At 43.7% G+C, this 26,934-nt stretch carries 22 protein-coding genes; 6 read left to right on the top strand and 16 right to left on the bottom strand.

All coding sequences use genetic code 11. The features are described 5' to 3' along the window. Positions 1-3: 3 nt before the first annotated feature. Positions 4-432 carry an Hsp20/alpha crystallin family protein gene (locus AC5GD6_RS01870; protein WP_006303301.1) on the bottom strand — a complete coding sequence of 143 codons (429 nt, stop codon included), beginning with the start codon at positions 430-432 and terminating at the stop codon, positions 4-6. Between the two features lie 233 nt (positions 433-665). On the opposite strand from AC5GD6_RS01870, the gene AC5GD6_RS01865 reads away from it, so the two are divergent. Then, complete coding sequence (locus AC5GD6_RS01865) at positions 666-1,172, top strand: hypothetical protein (RefSeq protein ID WP_491846114.1); 507 nt, start codon at positions 666-668, stop codon at positions 1,170-1,172. A gap of 25 nt (positions 1,173-1,197) precedes the next feature. On the opposite strand, the gene clpB is transcribed toward AC5GD6_RS01865, so the two are convergent. From clpB to dnaK, 5 genes are all read right to left on the bottom strand, one after another. Beyond that, positions 1,198-3,987 (bottom strand): ATP-dependent chaperone ClpB, encoded by a 2,790-nt coding sequence (gene clpB / locus AC5GD6_RS01860; protein WP_491846113.1) that lies wholly within the window; start codon positions 3,985-3,987, stop codon positions 1,198-1,200. A 256-nt stretch (positions 3,988-4,243) separates the two neighbouring features. Further along, positions 4,244-4,669, bottom strand: a complete 426-nt coding sequence (locus tag AC5GD6_RS01855; RefSeq protein WP_006303304.1) for a heat shock protein transcriptional repressor HspR — start codon at positions 4,667-4,669, stop codon at positions 4,244-4,246. Further along, entirely contained in the window at positions 4,644-5,627 is a 984-nt protein-coding gene (locus tag AC5GD6_RS01850) for a DnaJ C-terminal domain-containing protein (RefSeq protein WP_420027731.1), read from the bottom strand. The genes AC5GD6_RS01855 and AC5GD6_RS01850 overlap by 26 nt, the downstream gene beginning before the upstream one ends. A 42-nt stretch (positions 5,628-5,669) precedes the next feature. Further along, positions 5,670-6,509 carry a nucleotide exchange factor GrpE gene (locus AC5GD6_RS01845; protein ID WP_416454376.1) on the bottom strand — a complete coding sequence of 280 codons (840 nt, stop codon included), beginning with the start codon at positions 6,507-6,509 and terminating at the stop codon, positions 5,670-5,672. Positions 6,510-6,588: 79 nt separating this feature from the next. Then, entirely contained in the window at positions 6,589-8,502 is a 1,914-nt protein-coding gene (dnaK, locus tag AC5GD6_RS01840; RefSeq protein WP_491846112.1) for a molecular chaperone DnaK, read from the bottom strand. A gap of 348 nt (positions 8,503-8,850) precedes the next feature. Between dnaK and AC5GD6_RS01835 the strand changes: the two genes are divergently transcribed. From AC5GD6_RS01835 to AC5GD6_RS01825, 3 genes are all read left to right on the top strand, one after another. Then, positions 8,851-9,459, top strand: coding sequence for a YfcE family phosphodiesterase (locus tag AC5GD6_RS01835; RefSeq protein ID WP_491846111.1), 609 nt, complete (start codon positions 8,851-8,853; stop codon positions 9,457-9,459). A gap of 96 nt (positions 9,460-9,555) precedes the next feature. Continuing rightward, a complete protein-coding gene (locus AC5GD6_RS01830) occupies positions 9,556-10,848 on the top strand; it encodes a class I SAM-dependent rRNA methyltransferase (RefSeq protein ID WP_311444164.1) in 1,293 nt (430 codons plus the stop codon). A 195-nt stretch (positions 10,849-11,043) separates the two neighbouring features. Further along, entirely contained in the window at positions 11,044-12,444 is a 1,401-nt protein-coding gene (locus AC5GD6_RS01825) for a Y-family DNA polymerase (protein ID WP_491846110.1), read from the top strand. 115 nt (positions 12,445-12,559) lie between these two features. Here the strand turns inward: AC5GD6_RS01825 and purD are convergent, their stop codons facing one another. The 10 genes from purD to purE all read right to left on the bottom strand — a co-directional run bounded on the left by purD (position 12,560) and on the right by purE (position 23,070). Continuing rightward, on the bottom strand, positions 12,560-13,924 hold the full coding sequence (gene purD / locus AC5GD6_RS01820; protein WP_491846109.1) for a phosphoribosylamine--glycine ligase: 1,365 nt from the start codon (positions 13,922-13,924) through the stop codon (positions 12,560-12,562). Between the two features lie 86 nt (positions 13,925-14,010). Further along, a complete protein-coding gene (purN, locus tag AC5GD6_RS01815) occupies positions 14,011-14,607 on the bottom strand; it encodes a phosphoribosylglycinamide formyltransferase (RefSeq protein ID WP_353585270.1) in 597 nt (198 codons plus the stop codon). 3 nt (positions 14,608-14,610) lie between these two features. Then, on the bottom strand, positions 14,611-15,663 hold the full coding sequence (gene purM / locus AC5GD6_RS01810) for a phosphoribosylformylglycinamidine cyclo-ligase (protein WP_491846108.1): 1,053 nt from the start codon (positions 15,661-15,663) through the stop codon (positions 14,611-14,613). A 51-nt stretch (positions 15,664-15,714) separates the two neighbouring features. Next, entirely contained in the window at positions 15,715-17,283 is a 1,569-nt protein-coding gene (gene purF, locus AC5GD6_RS01805) for an amidophosphoribosyltransferase (RefSeq protein ID WP_082139625.1), read from the bottom strand. Positions 17,284-17,297: 14 nt separating this feature from the next. Further along, the gene (gene purL / locus AC5GD6_RS01800; RefSeq protein ID WP_491846107.1) at positions 17,298-19,514 is read right to left on the bottom strand and encodes a phosphoribosylformylglycinamidine synthase subunit PurL; all 2,217 of its coding nucleotides are present in this window, start codon (positions 19,512-19,514) and stop codon (positions 17,298-17,300) included. Further along, complete coding sequence (gene purQ / locus AC5GD6_RS01795) at positions 19,511-20,194, bottom strand: phosphoribosylformylglycinamidine synthase subunit PurQ (protein WP_311444167.1); 684 nt, start codon at positions 20,192-20,194, stop codon at positions 19,511-19,513. The genes purL and purQ overlap by 4 nt, the downstream gene beginning before the upstream one ends. 10 nt (positions 20,195-20,204) lie before the next feature. Continuing rightward, positions 20,205-20,528: a phosphoribosylformylglycinamidine synthase subunit PurS gene (purS, locus tag AC5GD6_RS01790; RefSeq protein WP_491846106.1), complete on the bottom strand. Its 324-nt coding sequence runs from the start codon at positions 20,526-20,528 to the stop codon at positions 20,205-20,207. A gap of 25 nt (positions 20,529-20,553) precedes the next feature. After that, positions 20,554-21,270, bottom strand: coding sequence for a phosphoribosylaminoimidazolesuccinocarboxamide synthase (gene purC / locus AC5GD6_RS01785; protein WP_491846105.1), 717 nt, complete (start codon positions 21,268-21,270; stop codon positions 20,554-20,556). 80 nt (positions 21,271-21,350) lie between these two features. Next, on the bottom strand, positions 21,351-22,529 hold the full coding sequence (gene purK, locus AC5GD6_RS01780; protein WP_311438957.1) for a 5-(carboxyamino)imidazole ribonucleotide synthase: 1,179 nt from the start codon (positions 22,527-22,529) through the stop codon (positions 21,351-21,353). Further along, a complete protein-coding gene (purE, locus tag AC5GD6_RS01775; RefSeq protein WP_201775011.1) occupies positions 22,513-23,070 on the bottom strand; it encodes a 5-(carboxyamino)imidazole ribonucleotide mutase in 558 nt (185 codons plus the stop codon). The genes purK and purE overlap by 17 nt, the downstream gene beginning before the upstream one ends. Positions 23,071-23,404: 334 nt before the next feature. Here purE and AC5GD6_RS01770 point away from each other — a divergent pair, with 334 nt between their 5' ends. Together AC5GD6_RS01770 and AC5GD6_RS01765 are read left to right on the top strand one after the other, a co-directional pair. Next, complete coding sequence (locus tag AC5GD6_RS01770) at positions 23,405-25,183, top strand: ABC transporter ATP-binding protein/permease (protein ID WP_491846104.1); 1,779 nt, start codon at positions 23,405-23,407, stop codon at positions 25,181-25,183. Next, positions 25,183-26,922: an amino acid ABC transporter ATP-binding/permease protein gene (locus tag AC5GD6_RS01765; protein ID WP_491846103.1), complete on the top strand. Its 1,740-nt coding sequence runs from the start codon at positions 25,183-25,185 to the stop codon at positions 26,920-26,922. Before AC5GD6_RS01770 ends, AC5GD6_RS01765 begins: the two co-directional genes overlap by 1 nt. The last annotated feature ends 12 nt before the right edge of the window (positions 26,923-26,934 follow it).

The raw sequence follows: 26,934 nt of genomic DNA, 5'->3' as shown, positions 1-26,934 counted from the left end.
AAGCTAGTCGATTGAAACCTTAGTAACGTTTGCTTTTTCTTGCTGTTTAGGGACCGTAATGGTAAGCACGCCATTGGCTAAACGAGCACTTAATCCTTGTGTTGCTGCGTCTTTTAGATAAACACCACGCGTAGCACTCCATGAAGATGTCTCTTTGTACAGATAATTCTTGTGCTTATCCTCTTCGCTTTCTTGCTTAGTTACAGCTATCGACAGACGACCTTCATTAAGTTCGACATCTATATCCTCGCGTTTTACACCAGCAAGCTCAGCAGTAACTTCATAGGAAGTGTCTTTATCTTCAACATTCATCTTAAACGTATGAGCATCGGACAAATTTGAAAGTTCTACAGGCTCCTGGAAGAAGTCACCAAAAGGATCAAATGCACGACGAAGTGTCTCTAAACGATTGTAAGGAACCAAAGTAGCCATATGAATCACTCCTTAAAACGATGAGGTTATACAACCTCTTATGTTCATATAGGTACGTACCCGTACTAACAGATATTATACAACCTCATATATATTTTTATAATTGCTACACATATATAATCTAAGTCTACTATTGTTAGGTATTGAAATGTAAAATCCTAAAAGAGTTACGCGTTCAAGCGCGTATTATGGTATAAATAATGTGAGAAAACAAATGCTGTCGGAGGTGCTGTATGACAGAAGATTTACACGGTATATCAGGTAGTGACAATCGTGCGCAACAAAAACACATGTCTAGTGCCCAAGACGTTTGTGAATCTAAGGAGCCTATACAGCGCAGCGCCGCAACTGCAGATTATGTAGAAGATCCTTTTACCTATACCAACAATACCAAAGACGAGTGCCCTGCTCCTTATGTACGTCCTACCAAGCCACATCACACACAAGAAGCCATTAATGACTTGCAGGAAGATGAAGTTGATAATCTCGACGTTACTGGCATTGACTCTCGCACTATAAAATCTTCTTCTCTTAAGCGCCGTCAGCGCAGAATCTCAAGAAAGGATGCCGAGATCTTAAATAAATCTCAATACGGTCACTATCTTGAAATTCCACGCAACAAGCGTTCCATTTTCCGTCCACAACAGCGCATCCAACAACAACGAATGAATAAACTTTTGTTTTTATCTGCGCTTATCGTGGTGGCAATTATTATCGTTCTCTTTTACATCATCCACTAACGTCATTCGTTAAGAGTACTTCTCACTAATCCCAAGGATTTTTCTCAAAAAGTTTTTCTTGCGAAGGTGCGCGGTCAGAATACGGGTCATAGCCGTCATCGTCTTCACGTTCGGCTCTGATAGTGGTGTCTCCCCTGCGAGAAGATATATTCTGCGCAATACGAGAAGATCCTTTTTGTGTTGAAGCTTCACGCGCGGGGTCTGTATGAGCGTCAGACATTTTTGGATGAGCTATAAAATTGTGATCTGCATCTACATCTACCACAAGCGTATCTCCCTCATGAACACGTCCATCAATAATAAGCGAAGAAATAGTATCTACCACCTGTGTTTGAATAAGGCGCTTAAGGGGACGCGCGCCGTATGCAGGGTCAAAGCCCTGAGTTGCCAGTTGCTTATGTGCCGCGTCAGTTAAGACGAGGCTCATGCGCTCGTGTGCAAGTCGCTCACGAACTGATTTAAGCTGAAGATCAACAATTTTCTCGATAGCTGCAGCATTAAGAGAGTCAAACATAACAATATCGTCAATTCGGTTAAGAAACTCTGGCTTAAACGTGTCGCGCAATGCCTGCGTTACACGATTTTTAACATCTTCAGATGTAAGCGATGAACCTGCCTGCGTTGCTTGCGATATAATTTGACTTCCAACATTGCTGGTCATAATAATGATTGAGTTTTTAAAGCTCACCACACGACCTTGTCCATCTGTTAGACGTCCATCGTCAAGCAGTTGCAACAAGATATTAAACACATCAGGATGTGCCTTTTCCATTTCGTCAAGCAAGATAACACAGTAGGGATGTCTGCGTACAGCCTCGGTGAGCTGTCCACCTTCGTCGTAACCTACATATCCTGGAGGCGCGCCAATGAGGCGCTGGACGCTGAACTTCTCCATATATTCGCTCATATCAATACGAACTAAAGCACGTTCATCGTCAAAGAGCGTAGAGGCAAGCGTTTTAGCAAGCTCGGTTTTTCCTACACCAGTAGGGCCGAGGAAGAAAAAGCTTCCCAATGGCTTATTGGGATCTGCAAGCCCTGCACGACTTCTGCGCACAGCCGCCGCAACAGCTGATACAGCCTTGTCTTGTCCGATAACACGCTTATGCAGGACAGCTTCTAAACCGCGCAATTTAGACATTTCACCCTGCATCATCTTTGCAACAGGAATGCCTGTCCACGAAGAAACAACGGCTGCAATTTCCTCAGGTGTTACTTCTTCTTTAAGCAAGCCGCCATTTTCCTGCTTGTCATGCAAAGCGGCTTCGGCTTCTTGATAGCGTTTTTCAAGCTCGGGTATCGTTGCATAACGCAACTCGGATGCGCGAGCCAAATCCGATGTCTGTGCGGCATATTCCATATCACGTTTTGAGTGTTCAATCTTTGATTTAAGGTCTTGGACCTTATCGATTGCGTGTTTTTCGTTATACCATTTTGCACGTGCAGTTGTAAGAATTTCACGCGCGTCTGCAATTTCTTTTTGAAGCGCACTCAAACGTTCCTTAGAAGCATCGTCATCCTCTTTTTTAAGCGCCTGCTCCTCAATTTGCATGCGAGTAAGTTCGCGTTGCTTTGCATCTATATCCGCTGGCATCGAATCAAGCTCCATACGAAGCTGAGAGGCTGCCTCGTCAACCAAATCTATTGCTTTATCAGGTAAAAAGCGCTCACTAATATAGCGATTAGACAAATCTGCGGCACTCACCAACGCAGCATCACAAATACGAACACGATGATGTTGCTCATAAGCTTGTTTAAGGCCTCTTAAAATTGATACCGTGTCCTCAACGGAAGGCTCTTTTACCAACACCGTTTGAAAACGACGCGCCAAGGCTTGGTCTTTCTCGATATATTTACGGTACTCGTCCAGCGTTGTGGCTCCTATTGCATGAAGCGCGCCACGTGCAAGTGCGGGCTTTAAAATATTACCGGCATCCATTGCACCATCTGTTGCCCCTGCTCCTACAATCGTATGAAGCTCATCGATAAACAAAATAATTCGGCCTTGAGACTTTTCTACTTCTTTAAGCACCGCTTTAAGGCGATCTTCAAATTCGCCGCGATACTTAGCTCCAGCGACAAGCGCGCTCATATCAAGCTCGATAAGCTCTTTATCTTTGATGCTTGACGGAACATCACCTGCAACTATGCGCTCGGCTAAGCCCTCTACAATTGCTGTTTTACCAACACCAGGCTCGCCAATAAGTACTGGATTATTTTTAGTACGACGACTAAGGACCTGAATTGTCCTACGAATCTCTTCAACACGGCCAATAACGGGGTCAAGCTTGTGAGCACGAGCAAGTGCACAAACGTTTCTGCCGTATTGTTCAAGCGCCTGAAATTGAGGCTTGCTATCAGCAGAGGTTACGCGATCATTTCCGCGCAATTCCTCGTAAACTTTTGCAACACGCTGTGCAGTAATGCCAAAGTCTTGCAAGATTTTTTGTGCATCACCAGATGTAGACGCAAGCGCATAAAGAATATGCTCGGTTGTAACGTAATCATCGGTAAGTTTATGAGCATATGTCTCGGCTTTATTTGCCACATCAATGAGCTGATTGCTTAGCTCAGTTTGAACAGTTTGCCCTGTTATTGCTGGTAACTTAGCAAGCTTCTCTTTCACTGAACGCTCGATAGCCCCGGCGTCACCGCCAATTTTCTCGATAATGGCAGATATATTTCTTTCACGCGATGAAAGAAGCGCATCCAAAACGTGCAGCGGCAACACCTGCGATGCATGTGCTGTTTGAGCTGCGGCGATTGCCTGTTGGAGCAACTCCTGAGCTGTAGTGGACCACATAGACAGCTGCATACATACCACCTCTTTCATGAAATTTACGAATGTTTGTTTTATACGATTGGGCGCATGGCTCAATCTCTGTTAAGAAGTATTACCCTTAAGTCTTACTTTATACATTATCTAAGTGTATTCATATTAGATTTATAGGTCTACACATATCCTACAAGTAAGAAATTACGCAAAAAATAAAAGGAAAAGGCGTGTTCTACCCGCGAATAGAACACAGTAAAGTCTAGCTTTAGCTTACGCGCACACCAAATGGTTTATATCACGCGTCTTGAGTATCTCCAGATAATAAACCACGCATAATTGTTTCGGGATTATTAGAATCATAGCGAGCAAGCGCGGTTATACGCTCGCGCATACGCAGCTCGTGGACTTCATCCTCAAGCGCGCGTATGCGTTTGCGCAATGCATCGTTTTCTTCATCACGAGCAACGGAGCGCTCACGCATATCCAAAATACGAACCACACCTGCAAGATTAATACCTTCATCGGTGAGTTTGCTGATAAGATTTAAGCGCTCTATGTCGTTAGCAGAATACAAACGCGTATTTCCGCGCGAACGACCAGGATTTACGAGACCTTTTTGTTCATAGACACGAAGTGTTTGCGGATGCATACCAGTAAGTTCGGCTGCAACACTGATCATGTATAACGGCTTATCTTTAGCGCTTTTTCCACGCGTCTCCATGCTCACGCACGTCCTTTCTGTAGTCTTGCATATCATTATCACGCAAACGCTCAAAAGTTTCACGCTCTTTTGCAGAAAGATACGTAGGAATTTTTACACGCACACTAACAAAAAGCGAGCCACGTGCACCTTTTTTCTTAGGCACACATGCGCCTAAGTCTTTGAATCTAAATGTCTTACCGTCTTGTGTACCTGCAGGAATCTTAAGACGAAGCTCGGTACCATCAGGGGTTGGAATGTCTATATGGGCGCCTAATATAGCTTCATATATACTAATAGGAAGCTCCATATGAACATCTGCACCATCACGATGGAAAAGCGGATCATCCGAAACAGAAGTGGTAATAACAAGATCTCCACGTTCGCCGGTACCGATACCGTATTCTCCTCGACCACGATACCTCAGCTTGCCACCATTTTGAGCACCAGCAGGAACTTTTACCTCTAACGTTTGGCTTTCTTTAGTAGATGGAATTGTAAAGCGTACGCGCTGTGTACAACCGTTATATGCCTGTTGCGCGCTCAGTGTAAGCGATAATGTTAGATCTCTACCCTTTGCGCTGCGTTGCGTATAGCCTGATGAGCCTGCTGCATTCCCAAAAATACTTGAAAAATCAAAATCTGAAAACGCACCATTACCATTACGAATGTTAGTAAAAACATCATTCCAGTTGCCCATATTGGCTGTATACGCATATGACGAGCCACGCCCAGCAGAAGCGTAGGGTCCAAAACCCGAACCGCCAATTCCACCAAATTGCAACATCTGATCATACTCACGACGCTTGTTTTTATCTGAAAGTGTTGTATAAGCCTCGCTGATCTCTTTAAATTTTTTTTCGTCACCGCCAGCATCAGGGTGATATTTTGCTGCTAATTTACGAAATGCCCGACGAATATCTTGATCGGTGGCGCTTTTTGGTACGCCTAAAATATCGTAATAACTTCTTTGCGCCATTTTGACAAGCGCCTCCTTTCAACAATTCAAAGGTTGAGCACACTATGCTTGTTCAGAAGCACCATCTGAGCTGGTTGCGTCGTCTTGAGTATCTGCAGGACGAGCAGGGCCTCCGAACGTCACCGTAACCATAGCATTGCGAATTACTTTTCCACCCATGCGATAACCTTTTTGATATACATCGGCAACTGTATCGGCATAGGCATCTTTATTTTCTTGTCTGCCCACTGCTTGATGAATCAAAGGATCAAAGGCTTTACCTGCAGGATCAATAACCTCAACGCCTTCTTTTGCCAAAATTGCAAGCATTTTATCGTGAACTTGGGAAATACCATCTAAAAACTGTGTAAAGTTATCATCCTTGTTATCCAACGAAGCTGCATGATTAGCTGCACGCTCCATGTCATCAATAACAGGTAAAAGACTTAGAACCAGTTTTTCTGCTGCGCGGGCTTGCTCGTCCAAACGTTCCTGAGCCGTACGTCTTCTGTAATTATCCCAATCTGCTTGCAGGCGCATAAATTTTTGATTTGCCGCCGCTGCCTCTTTGGACTTTGCGTCAAGTGTGTCTTGTAAATCTTCTAATTGCCCAGAAAGCTCGTCATGCTCTTTTTTAAGCTTGTCAAAGTCTGCCTTAATGTCTTCACGCGCAGCTTTTTCACCTGCAGCAATAGCTGCGGCTACGGTAGCGTCCTCATCGGAACACGCATCTACATGTTCTGTAACGTGCGCAGCAGAATCACACGAACTACAAGCTTGATCAGGTGATTTATCATCAGACTTATGCGCAGATGGGGTATCGTGATGACTGTGAGGCATCTGTTGAGATGCGTCTGCTGCACCTTCGTGCGAGAAATCCTGTTTTTCATCATTAGGCATCATAGACGTTCTACCTCCTTATGGTATAGAGGGCAGTACAGAAATTGTGTACTGCCCCGGCTACTAGCTATGCGTATAACGCTTAGTTCTTTTTGTCGTCGTCTACAACTTCATAATCTGCGTCAACAACATCATCTTGAGGCTTTTGTTGCGCATCTGTGCCCGCGCCTTGTGGCTGTTGTGCGCTTGCTTGTTGTGCGTTTGAATACACAATCTCGGCAAGTTTATGGCCAACTTCCTGCAGTTTTTCGCCAGCAGCCTTAATAGCTTCGATGTCTTGACCTTCAAGTGCCTTCTTAGCTTCAGCTACCGCATCTTCAGCAGCTTTCTTCTGATCAGCAGGAACCTTGTCACCCAAATCCTTCAAAGTTTGCTCGGTTGAGTATGCAAGCGAATCTGTTTGGTTGCGTACCTCAATTTCGTCTTTGTGCTTTTTATCTTCTTCAGCATGAGATTCAGCATCTTTAACCATGCGATCCACTTCATCATCAGAAAGTGCTGTTGAACCAGAAATGGTAATCTGCTGCTCTTTGCCTGTTCCCTTATCTTTTGCAGTAACCTTTACAATACCGTTTGCGTCGATATCAAAGGTAACTTCAATTTGAGGAACTCCACGACGAGCTGCAGGGATGCCAGTCAGGCTAAACTTACCTAAGCTCTTGTTGTCGTGTGCAAGCTGACGCTCGCCTTGTAAAACGTTGATTTCAACAGATGTTTGATTGTCAACAGCAGTTGAATAAATCTCGGTTTTGCTGGTAGGAATGGTTGTATTACGATCAATCATCTTGGTCATCATACCGCCCAAGGTTTCTACACCCAAAGAAAGCGGCGTCACGTCCAAAAGCAAAATGCCCGAAACATCACCTGTAAGAACACCAGCTTGAACCGCTGCACCATCAGCAACTACCTCATCGGGGTTAACGCTCATGTTAGGTTGCTTGCCTGTAATAGTTTTAACAAGCTCTTGAACAGCAGGCATACGAGATGATCCACCAACGAGGATAACCTCGTTTACATCAGAGATTGAGATGTTTGCATCACGAAGCGCCTTGGTAACAGGCTCTTTGCAGCGCTCAAGAAGGTCGCGCGTAATGCGCTCAAACTCAGCGCGGGTAAGTGTGTAGTTGAGGTGCTTAGGACCAGTTGCATCAGCAGTAATAAAGGGCAGGTTAATGTCTGCTTGTTGAGCACTCGAAAGCTCTTTCTTTGCGTTTTCAGCAGCCTCTTTAAGACGTTGAAGAGCCATAGGATCTTTGCGCAAATCAATATTGTTATCCGACTGGAATTTATCTGCCAACCAGTCGATAACACGCTGATCCCAATCGTCACCACCTAGGTGGTTATCACCATTAGTGGCAAGAACTTCTACCACGCCATCTGCCAAATCAAGCAGCGATACATCAAACGTACCACCACCAAGGTCAAATACGAGAACTTTTTGGTCAATATCTTTTTTATCCAAACCGTATGCAAGTGCTGCAGCCGTAGGCTCGTTTACGATACGCTTAACGTCCAAACCTGCAATTTTACCTGCGTCTTTAGTTGCCTGACGTTGCGCGTCATTAAAGTAAGCAGGAACGGTAATAACAGCTTCGGTAACTTTTTCTCCCAAATATTTCTCGGCATCAGCCTTCATCTTAGAAAGCACCATGGCCGAAATTTGCTCAGGGGTAAAGTCTTCTCCGTTAATGGTTACAACAGCACGATTGCCAGTACCGCCTTTAACGGAATAAGGAACAGTTTTAATCTCTGAGCTAACCTCGTCAAAACGACGACCCATAAAACGCTTAATAGAAAATACCGTGTTAGTAGGGTTGGTAACTGCTTGGTTTTTAGCAGCTTTTCCTACAATACGGTCGCCTTCGGCACGAAAGCCCACAACTGACGGTGTGGTGCGATCGCCTTCGGCATTTACAATAATAGTAGGTGCGCCACCCTCAAGCACTGCCATTGCCGAGTTTGTGGTACCAAGGTCGATTCCCAATACTTTACTCATAGCTGGTATCCTTTCATCATGACATGCACAAGCACGCATACGCTTTGTATGGATATCGTGCATGTTTTACATTTCGTTAAAGGTGCGTTTCTCACGCACTATCAGAATTGTTCCCTCTATATATGAATACTATACATAATCTAAGTGTATTCATACTAGATTTTTTATATCTCCACATATCATAGATATTATACGCTGCACCTTCATATCTGAGCATAGGCGCGTGAGAGTTTCTTCTTGAATACGTTTTGTATTTGCACAGGTCACAATACAGTTGTAGTACACTTGATACAAGTTGTGTGTGTTAATTTGCGTGCGCACACTCATCAAATTTATGGAGATGATTTTATGAAGCTCGTTATTGTATCGGATATTCATGGTGCCGCTCAATGGTGTCGCCGCTTAATTGATGAGCTTGACCAACATCAACCTGATCGCGTTATATTGTTGGGCGATTTGCTCTATCACGGTCCGCGTAATAATCTTCCTGCTGATTATAATCATAAAGAAGTTATTGCTATGCTTAATTCAATTAAAGAACAGCTTATTGTAGTGTGCGGTAACTGCGAAGCAGAGGTAGACCAATGGGTTTTGGAATTTCCTTGTTTAGCAGAATATAACATTTTATGGGATCAAACTCTTGATAGCGATATTGGTACCAAAATTCAGCGCGCAAACGAGCACGGCAAGCTCATACAAGGTCGCGCACTCTTTTGCACGCACGGACATAAATGGGGAGCAGGCTTTCATAATTCTTGTGATCATATGCCTCCTCTTCCGCAGGGAAGCGCGTTGATATTTGGCCATACTCACAAAAAAATTAACGAGGAAAGCACAACATACCCAGGTATATGGTGTTTTAATCCAGGCAGCGTTGGCCTTCCTAAAGACGGCACGCATAGTTATGGTATCTATGAAGACGGTGTTTTTACGCATCGAATTTGGGATAATGCATAACGTTTGTCTTGATGGATAAACCGTTGATTATGAGTATTGCTTGAATTATTAAACATTGCCTCACACGCATGTAACAGACCCATCCAAGGAGCGCCGATGAAACAAATGAGAACATACCCCGTAGCCACTATTACCAAAAAGGCCACTCGTGCGCTTAAAGATGGATTTAGCTGGGTTTATGCTGACGAGGTTATAAAAATTGAGGCACGTGATAAGACTACACGAACGGTGGAAAATGCTTCGCTGGTAGATGTTTGCGAAGAAAACGGAACGTATCGAGGCACGGCGTTTCTTTCTCAAAACAGTACCATTCGTCTGCGTATGGTAAGTACAAACGCTAATGATCGTTTTGACGAAGCGTTTTGGAAACGTCGCATTATGTGGGCATGGCAATACCGCGTAAGCTGCATGAAAGAACAAAGCCTTCCTCATACCGACGATACACACTGCTGCCGCGTTATTTTTTCCGAAGCAGACGGGATCCCTGGGCTTATCGTCGACAGATATGAAAGCGTTTTGGTATGTCAAATTACCACCGTTGGTGTTGAGCGTATAAAGGATCTGCTCTATCGACTTGTTGTTGAAGTTTTGCACGAGGCTGGCGAGGACATCCGTGCGTTGTATGAACGCTGCGATTCGCCTGTGCGAACCAAAGAAGGCCTAGCACTTTATAAAGGCTGGTATACCAAATTGGCGCCTGCGCTTAGCGTGCCCACTTCATCGCAGCTTATTATGCACGAAAATGGAATAGCTTTTTCTGTTGATGTAGAAAACAGTCAAAAAACGGGATTTTTTCTGGATCAAAAATACAACAGACGGGCAATCCGTAGCATATGTGCAGGTAAACGAGTGCTAGACTGCTTCTCACACGTTGGACCATTTGCCCTTAATGCAGCCGTTGCAGGAGCAAAAACTGTTCGAGCGGTTGATATTAGCGAGCTTGCGCTTAAACTGGCTCAAGAAAATGCGCGTCTTAACCATGTTGAGCATATCGTACACTGTAGCTGTGCAGATGTCCTGGACTATCTGCGTAAATTGGCGCAGGATAAAACCTATGCACATGCCGAAGGCGGCCCTTTTGATGTGATTATTCTTGATCCCCCTGCGTTTACTAAAAGTAGGAGCACCATTTCTTCGGCTATGCGAGGCTACAAAGAAATCAATTACCACGCTATGAAACTTCTGCCACGTGGCGGATATCTAGCCACGTGTAGCTGTAGTCACTTTATGTCAACAAAACTTTTGCAAGACGTACTTCAAAGTGCAGCACAACAAGCCCACGTTACGCTCAGACAAATTGAAGCGCGGCAACAGGCGTGCGACCATCCTATTATATGGGGTATGCCCGAAACTCATTATTTGGATTTTTTCATTTTTCAAATTATTTAGCGCGGCTAAATAATTATATGTGCACGTAGACGAGGTATAACCCAAGAAATTATGCCAAGGTGTCAGTGTTTGGCAAACACATGGCTTGTAGGTATATTTGCACACACATATAACACGTATTGAGACTTGCTTTTATCGTACATGCGTTCTATACTAGAACACATGTTTTACGAACTTTTGTTCTAAGGAGTCTCGGTGTTCACACTTGCAGGATACATTCCTTTTAATGCCACATCCCAAGCAAATACCAAAGCAACACAAGATCTATATGCGCAAAAAGCAGCGCATGAGCATATAGATGCCCTACCGTATATGTGCATTGATCTCAAAACTTTTTACGCTTCAGTTGAATGTGCCGATCGAGGACTCAATCCATTTACAACCAACTTAGTAGTTGCCGATCCCGATCGCGGAGAAGGAACCATCTGCTTGGCCGTTACGCCTGCGCTTAAAGCACAAGGTGTACGAAATCGTTGTAGAGTATACGAGATTCCCAAAGACATAACGTATATAAAAGTAAAACCACGCATGCAGCACTATGTTGATGTTTCTGCACGTATACGCTCTATCTATGAACAATTTTGTGCACCGTGCGATATTTTTCCATACTCAATAGACGAGTGTTTCATCTATATTGCACCGTATATCAAACGATACAACATGTCGTCACAACAAATTGCGCAAATGCTTATCGACACCGTATATGAGCAAGAACATATTTGTGCAACAGCGGGTATTGGAAGCAATATGTTTCTTGCAAAAATTGCCATGGATATTATCGCAAAACACAATAACACGCATATGGGGATTCTTACCAAAACACTCTTTTATCGTGATATATGGCGTCATCGACCGCTGACAGATATATGGGGCATAGGATCAAGCACCGCTCAAAAACTTGCACATTATGGCGTGTTCGATCTGCATGGCGTATGTGGCATTTCCAATGAAATTCTGTTGCGAGAATTTGGCATAGGCGCACACACGCTTATCCAACATGCTTGGGGTCTTGATTTTTGCACCATAAGTTCAATCAAGGCATACAAGCCGCGACATCAGTCGATATCAAATGGACAGGTACTTCTGCGCGATTATAGCGAAGCAGAAGCAAAAAGTATTTGTAAAGAAATGATTTATGACTCATGTCTTCGTCTTATTGAAGAAAGAAATACATGCTCGTGCATTACCCTTGAAGTTATGTATACTAACACACCCTTAGCGCAGGTAAACGGTATTGATTCTGTTTATCTCAAAAGTCGTCAGTACACACTTCACTGTTCTCATACGCTTTCATACCATACAGCATCACGCAGCATACTAGAACAAATTCTTGATACGCTGTGGGACACACGCGTTGATAAAGATCGCCTTATACGCAAAATTTGCATTACGCTGGGAAATCTTAAGCCCCAAGCACAAGTTACTCCAACACTTTTTGAAGGAGATGAAACGCACACTAACGAATATAAACTTGCCTATGCCACACTTGCCGTTAAACATAAATATGGTAAAAACTCCCTGTTGCGAGGGACAAGCTTATTGCCACACGCAACAGGAAGACAGAGAAACCAACAAATTGGAGGCCATCATGCATAAACACGTTATATACACTCTGCTCGTTTTGTATAAAGCGTGCATGTTGTTGGATACACCGCATGTTATTGCAACATAAGACGTTAAAACACTCTATGCATTTGATAGTAGAAACACACTATGCATTGTTGTTTTGAGCTTTAAGTGCAATATCTGAACGGTAAAACATATGTGGGAGCTCTAACGAATCGAGGTAGTCATACACGTGCTTTCGGGCTTGTGCAATGCTAGAGCCTTGTGAAAGCGCCATAAGAATACGACCACCAGAAGACAGCAGATCACCTTGATTTACGTCTAACTTTGCACGTGATTCTAGTTCTAACTTTTCACATGGTGTTACATCTGTTTGTGTATCTAACGTTGTAGCCGACTTTACTCCAGCATAAATCAATTCAATCGAAGAAGGAGGATTACTAAATGACGTGAGTGGAATATTTTTTATATAAGATTTTGGATAACCATCAGCAGCAACAACAACGCCTACGCATGAGCCATGTGCCTTGGCAAAGCGTTTGGTATCTGTGCCACTGAGCAACTCGGCTATCATCAATGCAGTATCTTCATCCAAAACCGATGTAATAACCTGCGTTTCGGGGTCACCAAAACGGGCATTAAATTCTATAACATAAGGACCAGAGCTCGTAAGCATAAGTCCCGTATACAGTACTCCGTTAAATTGAGCGTTTTGTTCTTGCAGGGCCGATAAGGTAGGTTCAACGATAGTTGTAATAGTTTGCTGAACCAGTTCAGGCGTTACGAAGGGAACAGGCGTATACGCGCCCATGCCTCCTGTATTTAAGCCAGTATCTCCTGTACCTTGGCGCTTGAAATCTTGTGCGCAGGGTAAATAGATACGACTATTGCCATATACAAGGGTAAAGAACGAAAATTCAGGACCTTCAAGGAACTCTTCAAGAACCACTTTTGTTTGGCTTCCAAACTCATGAAGTGTAAATATCTCCTGAAGAGCCTGATCGGCGTCGTGTAACGTACGCGCAATAATAACACCTTTACCTGCTGCTGGACCGTCGGCTTTAATAACAATAGGGGCAAAATGAGACGAGGTAACACAGTGTCTTTTTACAGCATCTAATGCACTTTCATAAGATGTGTGAACTGAATATTTTGCCGTAGGAATGTGATGCGCTTCCATCAAGTCTTTAGCAAATGATTTAGATGATTCTATTTGTGCGGCTTTTTGAGTTGGGCCAAAAATTTTAAGCCCGCGTGCCTCAAAATAATCAACAATGCCAGAAAAGAGAGGCAACTCGGGTCCAACAAATGTCCAGTCGATGTTATGTTGTACGCAAAAATCAGCTAATCCCTTAAAGTCATCTTGAGAAATTTGGACACATGATATTTTTTCAGCGCACATGCCTGGGTTACCAGGTGCGCAAAAAACGTGTGTCACGTGAGGCGATTTCGCAAACGAGCGTGCTAAGGCGTGTTCGCGTCCACCAGAACCTACAACCAATATGTCCATGAGACATCCTTTCGTGCTTCTCGTGCTTCTCGTGCTTCGTGTGCTTCGTGTGCTTCGTGTGCTTCGTGTGCTTCGTACACGATATATTACGCACTCACGAGTTCATCAGTATCAAACGTACTTTTACAGGCAATTTTTATCAAAACAGAAGGGTATAACAAATGCTCTGCTTCATGAATACGCGCTTCAAAACTATCAAGAGTATCATTGTCAAAGCGAGGAACTTGCACTTGACTTATAACTGTTCCTGTGTCTATTCCCTCGTCAATGTAATGAACGGTTACCCCTGAAATCCTTACTTTTGCAGCAAAAGCATCTGCGATAGCTGTAGCTCCTGGAAAAGAAGGTAAAAGCGCAGGATGAATGTTGATGATTTTTTGAGGAAATGCGTCCAACATAGGTTTATGTAAAATACGCATATAGCCTGCCAATGCCACAAAATCTATTTTATAGCGCTTGCAAAGTGCAACAAGAGCTTGCTCGTAATCTGCACGCGTTGCAAAATCACAAGGAGAGAAAACCTCAAGCGGAACGCCTAATTTTTTAGCGCGCGTACACACATATGCATTTGGGTTGTCACAAAAAAGAAGCGCAATTTCTAAAACACGCGTTTGACGACAGCAGATATCATAGATAGCTTCAAAATTTGTTCCAGAACCCGATGCAAAAACAGCAAGTTTCATAACTTAGTGCTCCTCAGAGGTCTTGGCGTCTATAACAATTTGTGGTCTATCTTGTAAATATACAGATGAGCCATGTTCTATGGAATCAGCTTTCTCTACACAACCAATCACAAATACCTGTTCACCTGCGGTTTTTAGAGCATCCATTACCTTTTGAACATCGTCTTTACTAATAGAAAGGACAAGACCAATGCCCATATTAAAATATTCAAACATCGAGGCGTACTCAAGATTACCCTGCTCTTGAAGCATGCTAAAGACGGCTGGTTTATCCCATGATCCATCGTATATATAAGCTCGCAAATCACGCGGCAACATACGCGGAATGTTTTCAACAAATCCACCGCCTGTAATATGAGAAATCCCGTGAATAAGCCCTTGCCGTACAAGCGGAAGAACGCTTTTTACATAGATTTTAGTAGGCTCCAAAAGCTCAGGATGTTGCGAGAGCGATTGACCTAAAATAGAGCGAACAAGACTAAATCCATTTGAATGTATACCCGAAGATGCTAATCCTACAAGTACATCACCCTCGTGCACCAGCGATGTATGCAAAAGTGCACGACGCTCGGCAATGCCCACACAAAAGCCTGCTAAATCAAACTCATCAGATTCGTACAAACCAGGCATCTCTGCCATTTCGCCGCCAATAAGCGCAGCACCTGCTTGTTTACATCCCTCACACACGCCTTTAACCAATGCTTCCATACGTTCAGGCGAGTTTTTGCCCACGCTTATGTAATCGAGGAAAAACAGGGGTTCAGCGCCTTGTGCAAGAACATCGTTTACGCACATAGCAACACAGTCTATACCAACAGTATCGAGTCGATTAAGTTGCTTTGCTAACAGGATTTTGGTACCAACACCATCGGTTCCCGAAACTAAAACGGGATCATCAAAGTGAAAGTCTTTAAGCGAAAACAAACCAGCAAAGCCACCCAGATCGCCCAAAACTTCTTTTCGATATGTTGCATGAACATGCTTTTTTATACGAGATACGGCTTCATATCCTGCCTCTACATCAACACCTGCTTGAGAATATGCATTTTGGCTCATAAGAATCCTTTCCATTTGGAATGCAAAACACATCGTACATGCATGCCTGTGTTATTGAACACGATCGGTAATATGCGAAGCATGTTTAAGCGGCACTTGATTTACCTCGGCAAGTGAGGCTTTGTAATCCTGCTCGTAATCAAACAAGCGTGTTGGATAATCACCGTTAAAGTACGCCATGCACAAACCCTGATACGGAGCATCCACATGCAGATCAATCGCTTTAATAAGACCTTGCTCACTTAAATACGCAAGTGATGTTGCTCCAATAAAGGACCTAATGTATTCAAGGCTGTGACCTGCTGCAATAAGCTCACGCGTATCCGAAATATTAATTCCATAAAAACACGGATATTTAAGAGCAGGACTCGCAATGCGTACGTGCACTTCACGCGCACCAGCTTCAAAGAGCAGCGCAACAATTAAACGCGAGGTAGTGCCACGCACAATTGAATCATCAACCATCACGATGCTTTTACCTTCAACGATCTTGCGCACCGCCGACAACTTCATGCGTACGCCTCGCCGGCGCTCGGCCTGAGTAGGTTGTATAAACGTTCTGCCAATATACTGATTTTTAACGAGCCCCATTTCGTTAGGCAAACCCGACGCTTCAGCATAGCCCATAGCTGCGGAAAGCGAAGAATTGGGTACACCTATCACCAAATCGGCCTGCGGACACGGAGCCTCGTGCGCAAGAATTTCGCCAGAGCGTTTGCGCGCCGTGTGAACACATACATCGTGAATAACTGAATCGGGTCGCGCAAAGTAGATATACTCCATCGCACAAATTGCCTGCTGATGGTGGCTGGTATAATATTCGCGCGTAACCTGACCGTCTTTAATAAATACCACTTCACCAGGCTCAACATCAAATAAAAATGATGCACCAATTTGATTAAGCGCGCACGATTCGCTTGCCATACAATATGCACCATCGCCCAGTTTTCCTACAACCAAAGGTCTAAAACCGCAGGGGTCACAGGCGCCAATCAACTCATTATCCGTTGCTAAAATATAGGTAAATCCACCTTTTACCTGCAAAAGTGCGTCTTTTACCTGCTCGTGAAACGAGCTTTTTGAACTATGACGAATAAGATGCATTAAAATCTCTGAGTCGCTGGTAGAGTTAAAAATAGCTCCTTGGTCTTCAAGACGTTTTCGCAGTGTTATGCTGTTTACAAGATTGCCATTATGCGCAAGCGCTACATTTATATCCGAAAATCTGAATACAAATGGCTGAATATTATTAATTGACGCATCGCCACAAGTTGAATAACGAACATGTCCTAATGCAATATCGCCTGGAAGCTCAGAAAAATCCTTACGTTGGCAAAAAACTTCACTTACTAAACCAAGACCACGTTTTTGATAAACACGCGGCTGTGCCGCTCCATCTTTACCGAGGTGAGTAAAACTTACAATACCTGCGCCTTCCTGACCTCTATGCTGCAATGCAATAAGTCCAAAGAAACTCAAAAGGCTTGCATCACAGTGATGGTACACACCAATGAGACCGCACTCTTCATGCGGCTCATCACGAGCAATGTCTTGATAATCGCAGCTTACAAGTTCGCCTGCCTGCGCGTCATATTCATGCATAAAAGTTGTTTCGGTCATATGATCTCCTGCTCCTACATGTGACGCGAAATAGTTGTTTCCCAGCAGCACTTAAGCTCGTCTATGCAAACACTCAACTGCTCATCCAATGTTGTAATACGTAGCTCTGCTTCTTCGGTTACATAGCCTACCTGCTTAAATTGAGCTCCATAAGCCTGCTCAAAGACAGAGCGCTTATCTGCAGGAACGCTTAAAACAAAACGCGATTGTGTTTCGGCAAATATGCACGGCGTATGCATATCAAGCGCAACCGTAGCTCCAACGCCATGCTCAAAGCAGCACTCGCTTAAAGCAACTGCCAGTCCACCTTCGCTCACGTCGGTACATGCGGAAACAAAGCCATCTTTAATTGCATGCAAAATGAGCTCTTGATTGTGCATTTCCGCCTCAAGATCAAAGGCAAAAAGCTTTCCGCTTACACGTCCGCACTCAAGATTTTGCAGCTCAGATCCGTTAAAGTCGGCGTGCGTTGCGCCAAGCGTATAAATTACATCACCAGCTGTTTTGAAATGAGAAGAAGTAATATGCGATAAATCTTCGATCAAGCCCACCATACCAATCATAGGAGTTGGCATAATAGCGTGGCCATTTGTCTCGTTATTAAGCGATACATTTCCCGAAACAACAGGCGTTTTAAGAGCAGAGCAAGCATCACCAATGCCACGTGCGCTTTCTTTAATTTCGTAGAATATCTCGGGGTCTTTTGGATTTCCAAAGTTTAGACAATCTGTAATTGCCAAAGGTTGAGCACCCGTTGCCACTAAATTGCGCGCAGCTTCGCAAACAGCAATTTGACCTCCCACAAAAGGATCAAGATAGATATAGCGCGCGTTACAATCGGTGGTAGCGGCAAGTGCTTTATTAGTCCCACGAACACGAATAACCGCAGCTGATGAGCCTGGCCCCACAACCGTAGACGTACGCACCATGGTATCGTAGGTTTCGTATACACGCTTTTTAGAAGCAATGGTAGGAGTCGCCAACAGATTCTTAAGCGTCTGAATTGCATCGGTAAAGCAAGGCGTATACTGCTCTTGGAGCGCCTGCGCAATACGCTGAGGCTCACGCGACTCATTTTCATATACGGGTGCATCTTCACTTAATGCATCAACAGGAATATCAGCAACCAGCTTGCCCTTGTGATACAGCTTATATTGGTGTCCTTCGCAAACTTCACCAATTTTTACCGCATCCAAGCTGTACTTTTTACAAATCTGAATAATTTTATCTTCATGGCCTTTTGCAACACATAAAAGCATGCGTTCCTGCGATTCGGAGAGCATCATTTCGTATGGTGTCATATATGTTTCACGCTGAGGAACAAAATCGAGATTGAGTTCCATGCCCATATGCGCTTTTGAAGCCATTTCCGAACTAGAAGAAACAAGGCCGGCTGCGCCCATGTCTTGAATTCCTACCAACTCATCAGGACAAGTTGTAATGATATCTAAGCACGCTTCCAAAAGGAGCTTTTCCATAAAAGGATCTCCTACTTGAACAGCAGAACGCTTAGACTTTTTAGTGGTATCAAATTCCTCACTTGCAAACGTTGCACCGTGAATTCCGTCACGACCAGTTTTTGCGCCTACATAAATGATAGAATTTCCAGCTCCAGCTGCACGACCAAGCTTTAAGTCGCACGTTTTCATCAGACCAACGCACATAACGTTAACCAGCGGATTTCCCTGATATGATTCATCAAAAGCAATTTCGCCGCCAACGGTTGGTATACCAATACAATTGCCATACCCCGAAATACCATGAATAATTTCTTTGAACAAATATTCCGTACGAGCGTTATCAAGCGAGGAAAACCTAAGCGAATCCAAAACGGCAATGGGGCGCGCACCCATACTAAAAATATCGCGCAAAATACCGCCTACGCCAGTAGCTGCTCCTTCATAAGGCTCAACTGCAGACGGGTGATTGTGACTCTCGGCCTTAAATACCACAGCCAATCCATCACCAATGTCAACAACACCTGCACCTTCACCTGGTCCTTGAATTACACGAGGGCCTTTTGTGGGAAACTTACGCAATACTGGTTTTGTATTCTTATATGAACAGTGTTCGCTCCACATAACGGCAAATAAACCGCATTCCGTATAATTAGGTAATCTACCTAAAATCTTGCACGCATGATCGTATTCTTCTTCGGACATCGCCCAATCTTTATATATTTTTGTTTGACGAATTTCTTCACACGTAGGCTCTTTACCATAGGAACTCATGCATGTACCTCGTCTTTCTTAAATGCTGCAACCATTGATTTAAATACACAAAGACCGTCTTTGCCGCCTAAAAGCTCCTCAACAGCACGCTCGGGGTGAGGCATCATGCCAATTACGTTGCCACGCTCATTGGTGATACCTGCTATATTTGCAACGGAGCCATTAGGATTTTCGCCTTCGTAGGTAAAAATTATTTGATTGTGAGCGCGCATAGATGCAAGCGTTTGCTCGTCGCAATAATAATTACCCTCACCATGAGCAATGGGAAGCGTGATAATTTGATCCTTCTTAAATGCCGAGGAAAATGCACTTGTATTGTTGACCACTCTTAATTTTTGCCACTTACAAACAAAATGTAAGTTAGTGTTGCGCAAAAATGCACCAGGCAAAAAGCCTGCCTCAACAAGAATCTGAAAACCGTTGCAAGTTCCTAAAACAAGTTTTCCTTCTTCAACAAAGCGCTTAACTTCTGACATGATGGGTGCAAAACGAGCAATTGCGCCGCTTCGTAGATAGTCGCCGTACGAAAAACCTCCCGGCAACATAACCGCATCAAATCCTTCAAGTGAAGTTTGTGAAGCAGGTACGTATTGTGCTTCTTCGCCCAAAATATCACGGAGCGCGCAAAGCATATCCATATCGCAGTTAGACCCTAAAAATTGAATAACGGCAAATTTCATACCCGCTCCTTTAGTGTGTATCCGCAGCTGAGAAATTGTTTTGCGTGCATTTTGTATCAGCAATTAACGTTGTTTCTCCAGTTGCGCTGTCACGATGCCAAATGGTATACACAAAGCTTTCGGTGTTAACGTTTGCAAGCAATTTGTCGGCAATTTCTTCAACAACATTCACTGGATGTTCTTCGGTATCGTCAAGTGTCATCTCAAAATATTTTCCCTGACGCACGCTTTCTACCGAAACATAATTCATCTGATGTACAGCCTTTTTAATTGCCTGACCTTGAGGATCTAAAATGGACTCTTTATAACTTACATAAATTTCTACGTTATACATCAAACAACCTATCTCTTAGTTGGGTTTAAGACAAAGCAGAACAAAGACGCTCGTAAACTGCTTTATAGAAGGGAATCATATCTTCGTTGGAATTTCTAAAAATATCTTTATCAAAGCTCTCGTGCGTGTGTACATCCCAAAGTCTGCAGTTATCGGGAGAAAACTCATCTCCTAATACAACTTCTCCATCGGCATTTGTACCAAATTCGAGCTTAAAATCAACCAATATTAAACCAGCACGCTTAAAAAGTTCTGAGAGCAGTGTATTCACTTCTAGGGTAAGACGTTTAATTTCTTGCAGCTGAGCAGGGGTCGCCAAGTGCATAAACATCAAATTATCGTCTGTTAACAGCGGGTCATGTAAGTCGTCAGATTTATAGTAAAACTCAATCATGCCGCCCTTAAACTCGGTGCCTTTTTCAATACCAAGACGTCGAACGATGCTTCCAGCTGCGAGGTTTCTTAACACAACTTCAAGCTCAAACATATCAAGTTTTTCAACAAGCTCTTCTGTATCGGAAATAATCTCTTTGAGATGGGTTTTAATGCCGTGATCAGACAAATATGCAAAAATAAGACGCGTAATTTTTTGATTGAGCTCACCCTTACCAGCTATTTGCTCTTTTTTAGCACCATCACCTGCAGTTGCCTGATCTTTATAGACCATCCAAAGCAGACGAGGGTCATCGGTTTCGTACATATCTTTTGCTTTTCCCACATAAGATAGTTTCCCCTTTTGCATGTACAATCCTTTCTCGCTGTACGTTTTGTCTTACCTACTAACCATCTACATGTACCATCTTTACCAGCAGTAACCTATGGCTACACATTATCTTTTGTCCAAATACCGCATTCATCGAACGCTTTAAGCTGTAGCGTAGTGTCTTTGCACAATGCGGTAACGTGCCCCATTTTGCGTGCATAACGAGCCTCGCCCTTGCCATACAGGTGATAATGCCAGTTAGCGTGCTCATTCATACTGTTATAGGTGCCTTCAACGTGCTGACCAAGAACGTTCATCATAACAGCAGGTGAAAGCAGATGTGGCTGGGCTATATGCATGCCACAGATGGCTCGTATGTGTAGATCAAATTGCGAAAAATCGCAGGCTTCAATGGTGTAATGACCAGAATTATGCGGCCTGGGTGCAAGTTCGTTTATCATGATGGAGCCATCGTGTAATACAAACATCTCAACGCCTAAATCACCAACAAGATGCGCTGCATGGGCAATTTTGAGCGCTTCAGCACGTGCACGCTCGCGAATAGGTTCTGAAATACGCGCTGGTACCACAGAGGCATGCAGAATATTGTGTTTATGAATATTCTCGGACGGCTCAAAAAGTGCCATGGTGCCAAATGTATCGCCACACACCATAACCGAAATTTCGCACACAAAATCAATCCACGCTTCTAACAAACATACCTGTTGCTCAATAAGCTTATGAGCTGCGTCTATATCATCTTTCGATCTAATGACTACCTGACCTTTACCGTCATATCCAAAACGAGATGTTTTAAGGACACACGGCATGCCCAAGCGCTCAATCCCCTCCTTCAAATCTTGCGGAGTAGCAACACGCGCATGAGGAGCAACTATGGTATGCGCGTCCAACAAAAAACGCCTCTCATCGAGGCGGTTCTGGCTTGCGCGTAGCAGTTTTGTTCCCTGAGGCAGATAGAGTGCTCCCTCGTGTTGCAAGGTGTCAAGCACACCAGTGTCAACATTTTCAAACTCATAGGTAATAACATCACATGCTTGGGCAAATGAACGTAGTGCTTCCACATCGCTATACTCATTTTGATAGTGAAAATCGCTTACCTGAGCTGCAGAGCAATTTTTTAGCGGATCAAGAATACCTACGCGATAGCCCATTTCTTTTGCAGATTGAGCAAGCATTTGACCAAGTTGACCGCCGCCTATGATTCCAATGGTTTGACCAGGAAGAATTTGTTTAGCAGGCGATGAGACTGTATCTATTGTGTTAGTCAAGATTCTCACTCATTTCACGCGCAGATAAATTAAGCTCGTGCCTATAGGCAGCGAGCTTTTCTGCAAGTTGATGATCTGTAATTGAAAGAATTTGCGCAGCAAGAAGTCCTGCATTTTTTGCACCAGCCGCGCCAATTGCAAGCGTTGCAACCGGAATCCCTGCTGGCATTTGCACAATTGACAGCAATGAATCCATGCCGTGGAGTGCATGAGTTTGCACAGGAACGCCCAAAACAGGAAGTGTTGTTTGAGCTGCAATCATCCCTGGTAAATGTGCGCTTCCTCCAGCGCCTGCAATAATAACCTTAATTCCATTTTTGCGGGCTGCAACTGCAAATTCACGCATTTCAAGCGGCATGCGATGTGCAGAAATTACTTGCTTGGAATAAGGGATATTAAAATCTTCCAGAATTTGGCAACTTAACTTCATGGTTTCCCAATCGGACTTACTGCCCATAACCACCGCAACGCAAGGCTGCGCGCCTGCGTTAGTTGCCGAAACAAACGATGCTTTAGTTTTGTCGCGAGACAAAACACGTACATCCGACATACCAGAACTTCCTTTCTGAACGTACCAAATGAAACGCTTTATAAAAGGTATAGCTCTGTAAAACATGATACCTACGTGCGCTTATGCACACAACGAGGCGAAAGCGCGCCCGACTCATGTCCTACATTCACAATATAACGAGTTTTACGTACGTTTAGAATGCATGAAACATACAGTTAATAGTTAGGATATCTATAACAATAAATCTACACATACGCGCTCTTGCAATATTTTGTACAATAGCGATAGGCACAAATCGCACGGAGCTTTTGTGAACTCTTAAAATAAAACCGCAGGCCAGCTCAAGTACGCCACACCGTAAAGCGAGAAAATCATGGTAGACAAACGACTTTTAGCATTAGTTCCACAAGCAAAAAAAGAAATTGCAAAAACGGTAGCAGCACAATATATGGGTCTTATTGCTACCATCTGCTTTTCGGCCACACTAGCATACGTCCTAGCAGCTATGCTTGCGCACACAAGCATCGCTGTATATGCTTGCTTAGGTGTTTGCGCGGTGGCGATCATATTAAAATGTGCTTCATCATACGCAACAGAGCTTTATTCATTTAACGCGGCTCGCGACATTAAGCTTGTCTTAAGATCAAAGATTTATGAAAAACTTGCTCGCTTAGACGTAGCGTCAGCACAAAATATTTCAACAGCAGAACTGATACAAACTACCGTAGAAGGAACTGAGCAACTAGAGATATATTTTGGCAAATTTTTGCCGCAACTTGTGTATGCATGTTTAGCACCTCTTACGTTATTTGTGGTACTGGCGTTTGTAAACATAGTTGCAGCAGCCGCGCTTTTAGTATTTGTGCCTCTTATACCTGCAATTATTATGGTTATTCAATCAATTGCAAAACGCGTTATGGGCGCATACTGGAAATCCTATACAAATTTAGGCGATGTTTTTCTCGAAAATTTACAAGGTTTAGTAACGCTTAAAATATACAATGCCGACAAAGCACGTCATGAAACCATGAACGAACAAGCGCAGGATTTTCGGCGTGCAACCATGCGCCTGCTTAAAATGCAGCTGAATTCAATTATGGTGATGGATGTGGCAGCATTTGGAGGAGCTGTCGCTGGCATGAGCGTGGCATTTTTCCAACTTTTAAACGGGTCGCTTGACGTATTTGGATTTTTGCTTATCGTCCTATTATCTGCAGAGTTCTTTATACCCATGCGCACGCTGGGCTCATATTTTCATATTGCCATGAACGGTATGAGTGCAAGCAACAAAATATTTACGTTTTTGAATACGCCCGAAACAAAGCGCGGAATACACGATTTACCTGTGTTTGCGCAAAAATCACCTATGAATGGCGCATGCACCATTACATTTGATCACGTAAGTTTTGCATACCCTTTGCAGAACAATGCCAACAATGAAGCACCTGTAAACGTTTTACATGATGTATCGTTTACGCTTCCAACTCATGGAATGAGCGCCTTTGTTGGTGCAAGTGGAAGCGGAAAATCAACTATCGCACATCTTATTGCAGGTGCATACCCTCATTTTTCCGGCAGCATCATGCTCAATGGCCGTTCTATCAATGATATAAACACAAACGCTTTATCGCGCGCAATAACCACCGTCTCGGCGGAGAATTATATATTTAGCGGCACGATACGAGAAATGTTGTTGTTAGCAGATAGAAGTGCCTCTGACGAGCTGCTCTGGCATGTGCTCAAACAGGCGCGCATTGCTGATTTTGTCCAATCACACGGCGGACTTGAAATGCATGTAGAAACGCAAGGGGCCAATCTTTCTGGTGGTCAAAAGCAGCGTTTGTGCTTTGCACGTGCACTTTTGCATAACAGCGCATACTACATTTTTGATGAAGCAACCAACAGCATAGATGTTGAATCAGAAGAACACCTCAATCACGCTATACAAGAACTTGCAACTACCAAGGGCGTGTTGGTTATTTCGCATCGATTGGTAAATGTTGTACCTGCTGACTGCATTTATGTACTAGATAAAGGCAAACTGGTAGGAAAAGGTACTCATACTGAATTGTTGGCTCATTGCTTGGCATATCAAACAATGTGGAAAACTCAACAAAAACTTGAACAAATTCGACAAGGAGAGCTGGCATAATGAGCGTGCAACAACATACAACAAATCCATCGCCTATACACCAGCGCAAACGCACAGCACTTTCATGCATACCTGCCATGTTAAAGCTTATACATTCATTTATAGGCGTGGTTGCAGCAGCAACCGTATGCGGTATTCTTGGATTTTTGTGCGCTATTTTTATCCCTGTAGGCGCCCTTATTGGTTTGGGGATGGCGCTTCACCTTCCAAGCTCTAGCTTTGGGGTGTACTCGACGCAGACATCGCTTGCGTTAATTATTGCCATACTTATAGGCCTTGCACTCATGCGCGGAGCACTGCGTTATCTTGAACAACTTTGTAACCACTACATAGCTTTTAAGCTGCTTGCCGATATTCGTGACAAAGTTTTTGGCAAAATGAGAGAGCTTACTCCTGCTAAATTAAGTTCTTCTGATGCTGGCAATCTTATTTCACTTATTACCTCTGACGTTGAGTTGCTTGAGGTGTTCTACGCGCACACCATATCTCCGATTTTCATTGCTCTTATCGTGAGCACAATCATGACCATACTTTTAGCTTGTATTCATCCCCTTTGTGGATTGGTTGCGTTAATTTCCTACGCCGTAACTGGTATTTTGTTACCTCTGTGGACATACAGACGCATGGGCAGCCTTGGAAAGCAGCTTCGTTCAAAAACTGCCACATTAAGCAACTGCGTGCTCGAAAATATACAGGGAGTTCGTGTTGCACGTCAGTTTTTAGCCAGGGACGTTAGAAAAGAGCACATGATACAAAAATCACATGAGCTCCTCCAAGTTCAAAAGATTACAGCTGCTCAAACGGGGTGTGGCACATCATTGGCTCATGCAGTAGTTATGTTGTGTAGTTTGTCTCAACTTGCCTTAACATACGCACTGGTAACTCATGAAATCATTCTGCCCCTTGACGGCATAATTGCCACAGGCATGTTATTTTCTTCTTTTGGACCCGTGCTCGCATTGGCGAAGCTTGGTTCAACATTACAAGGCACTCTTGCCGCTGGAGAACGTGTGTTGTCGTTGCTGGACGAGGCGCCCTTAGTGCACCAGGTTGTAAATGGATCTTGTGTTTCGTGCGACAATGCAGCCGCTGAACATGTGAGTTTTTCGTATACGCACACGAGCGAGCATCAAAATCCGGTTTTAGAGGACATATCCTGCGATATACCACAGGGATCCATTGTGGGCATAACAGGAGCAAGTGGCTCGGGAAAATCAACATTATGCAGGCTTTTAATGCGATTTTGGGATGTATCAAAAGGTATTATCACTATTTCCCAAGCGCCCATCCAAGATATTACAACAACAAGCTTACGTTCTGGACAGGCGCTTGTTGAGCAAGATACGTATCTTTTTCGTGAAAGTATAAAAGACAACATTAGACTTGCGCGTCCAACAGCAAGCTTTGATGAAATTGTTCATGCTTGTAAACAAGCTTCATTGCACGATTTTATTATGAGCTTGCCTCACGGATATGAAACGGTATTAACCCAAGGCTCAAGCTCACTATCAGGTGGGCAGCGTCAACGCATAGGTGTTGCCCGTGCATTCTTACATCAAGGCTCAATGTTGCTGCTTGACGAACCTACCAGCAATTTGGACGCGCTTAATGAAGCACACATCCTTAGAAGTATTAATCAAATTAAAAGAAAACGAACAGTTGTACTTATTTCGCACAGAACGTCTACGCTTAACTGCGCAGATAAGATCTATCATGTTGAGAGTGGAAGGCTTGTATAACGAGCAACAAAC

Source organism: Fannyhessea sp. (assembly GCF_986145555.1).
Note: the sequence above shows the minus strand (reverse complement) of the source record. Positions and strands in the feature narration are given on the sequence as shown.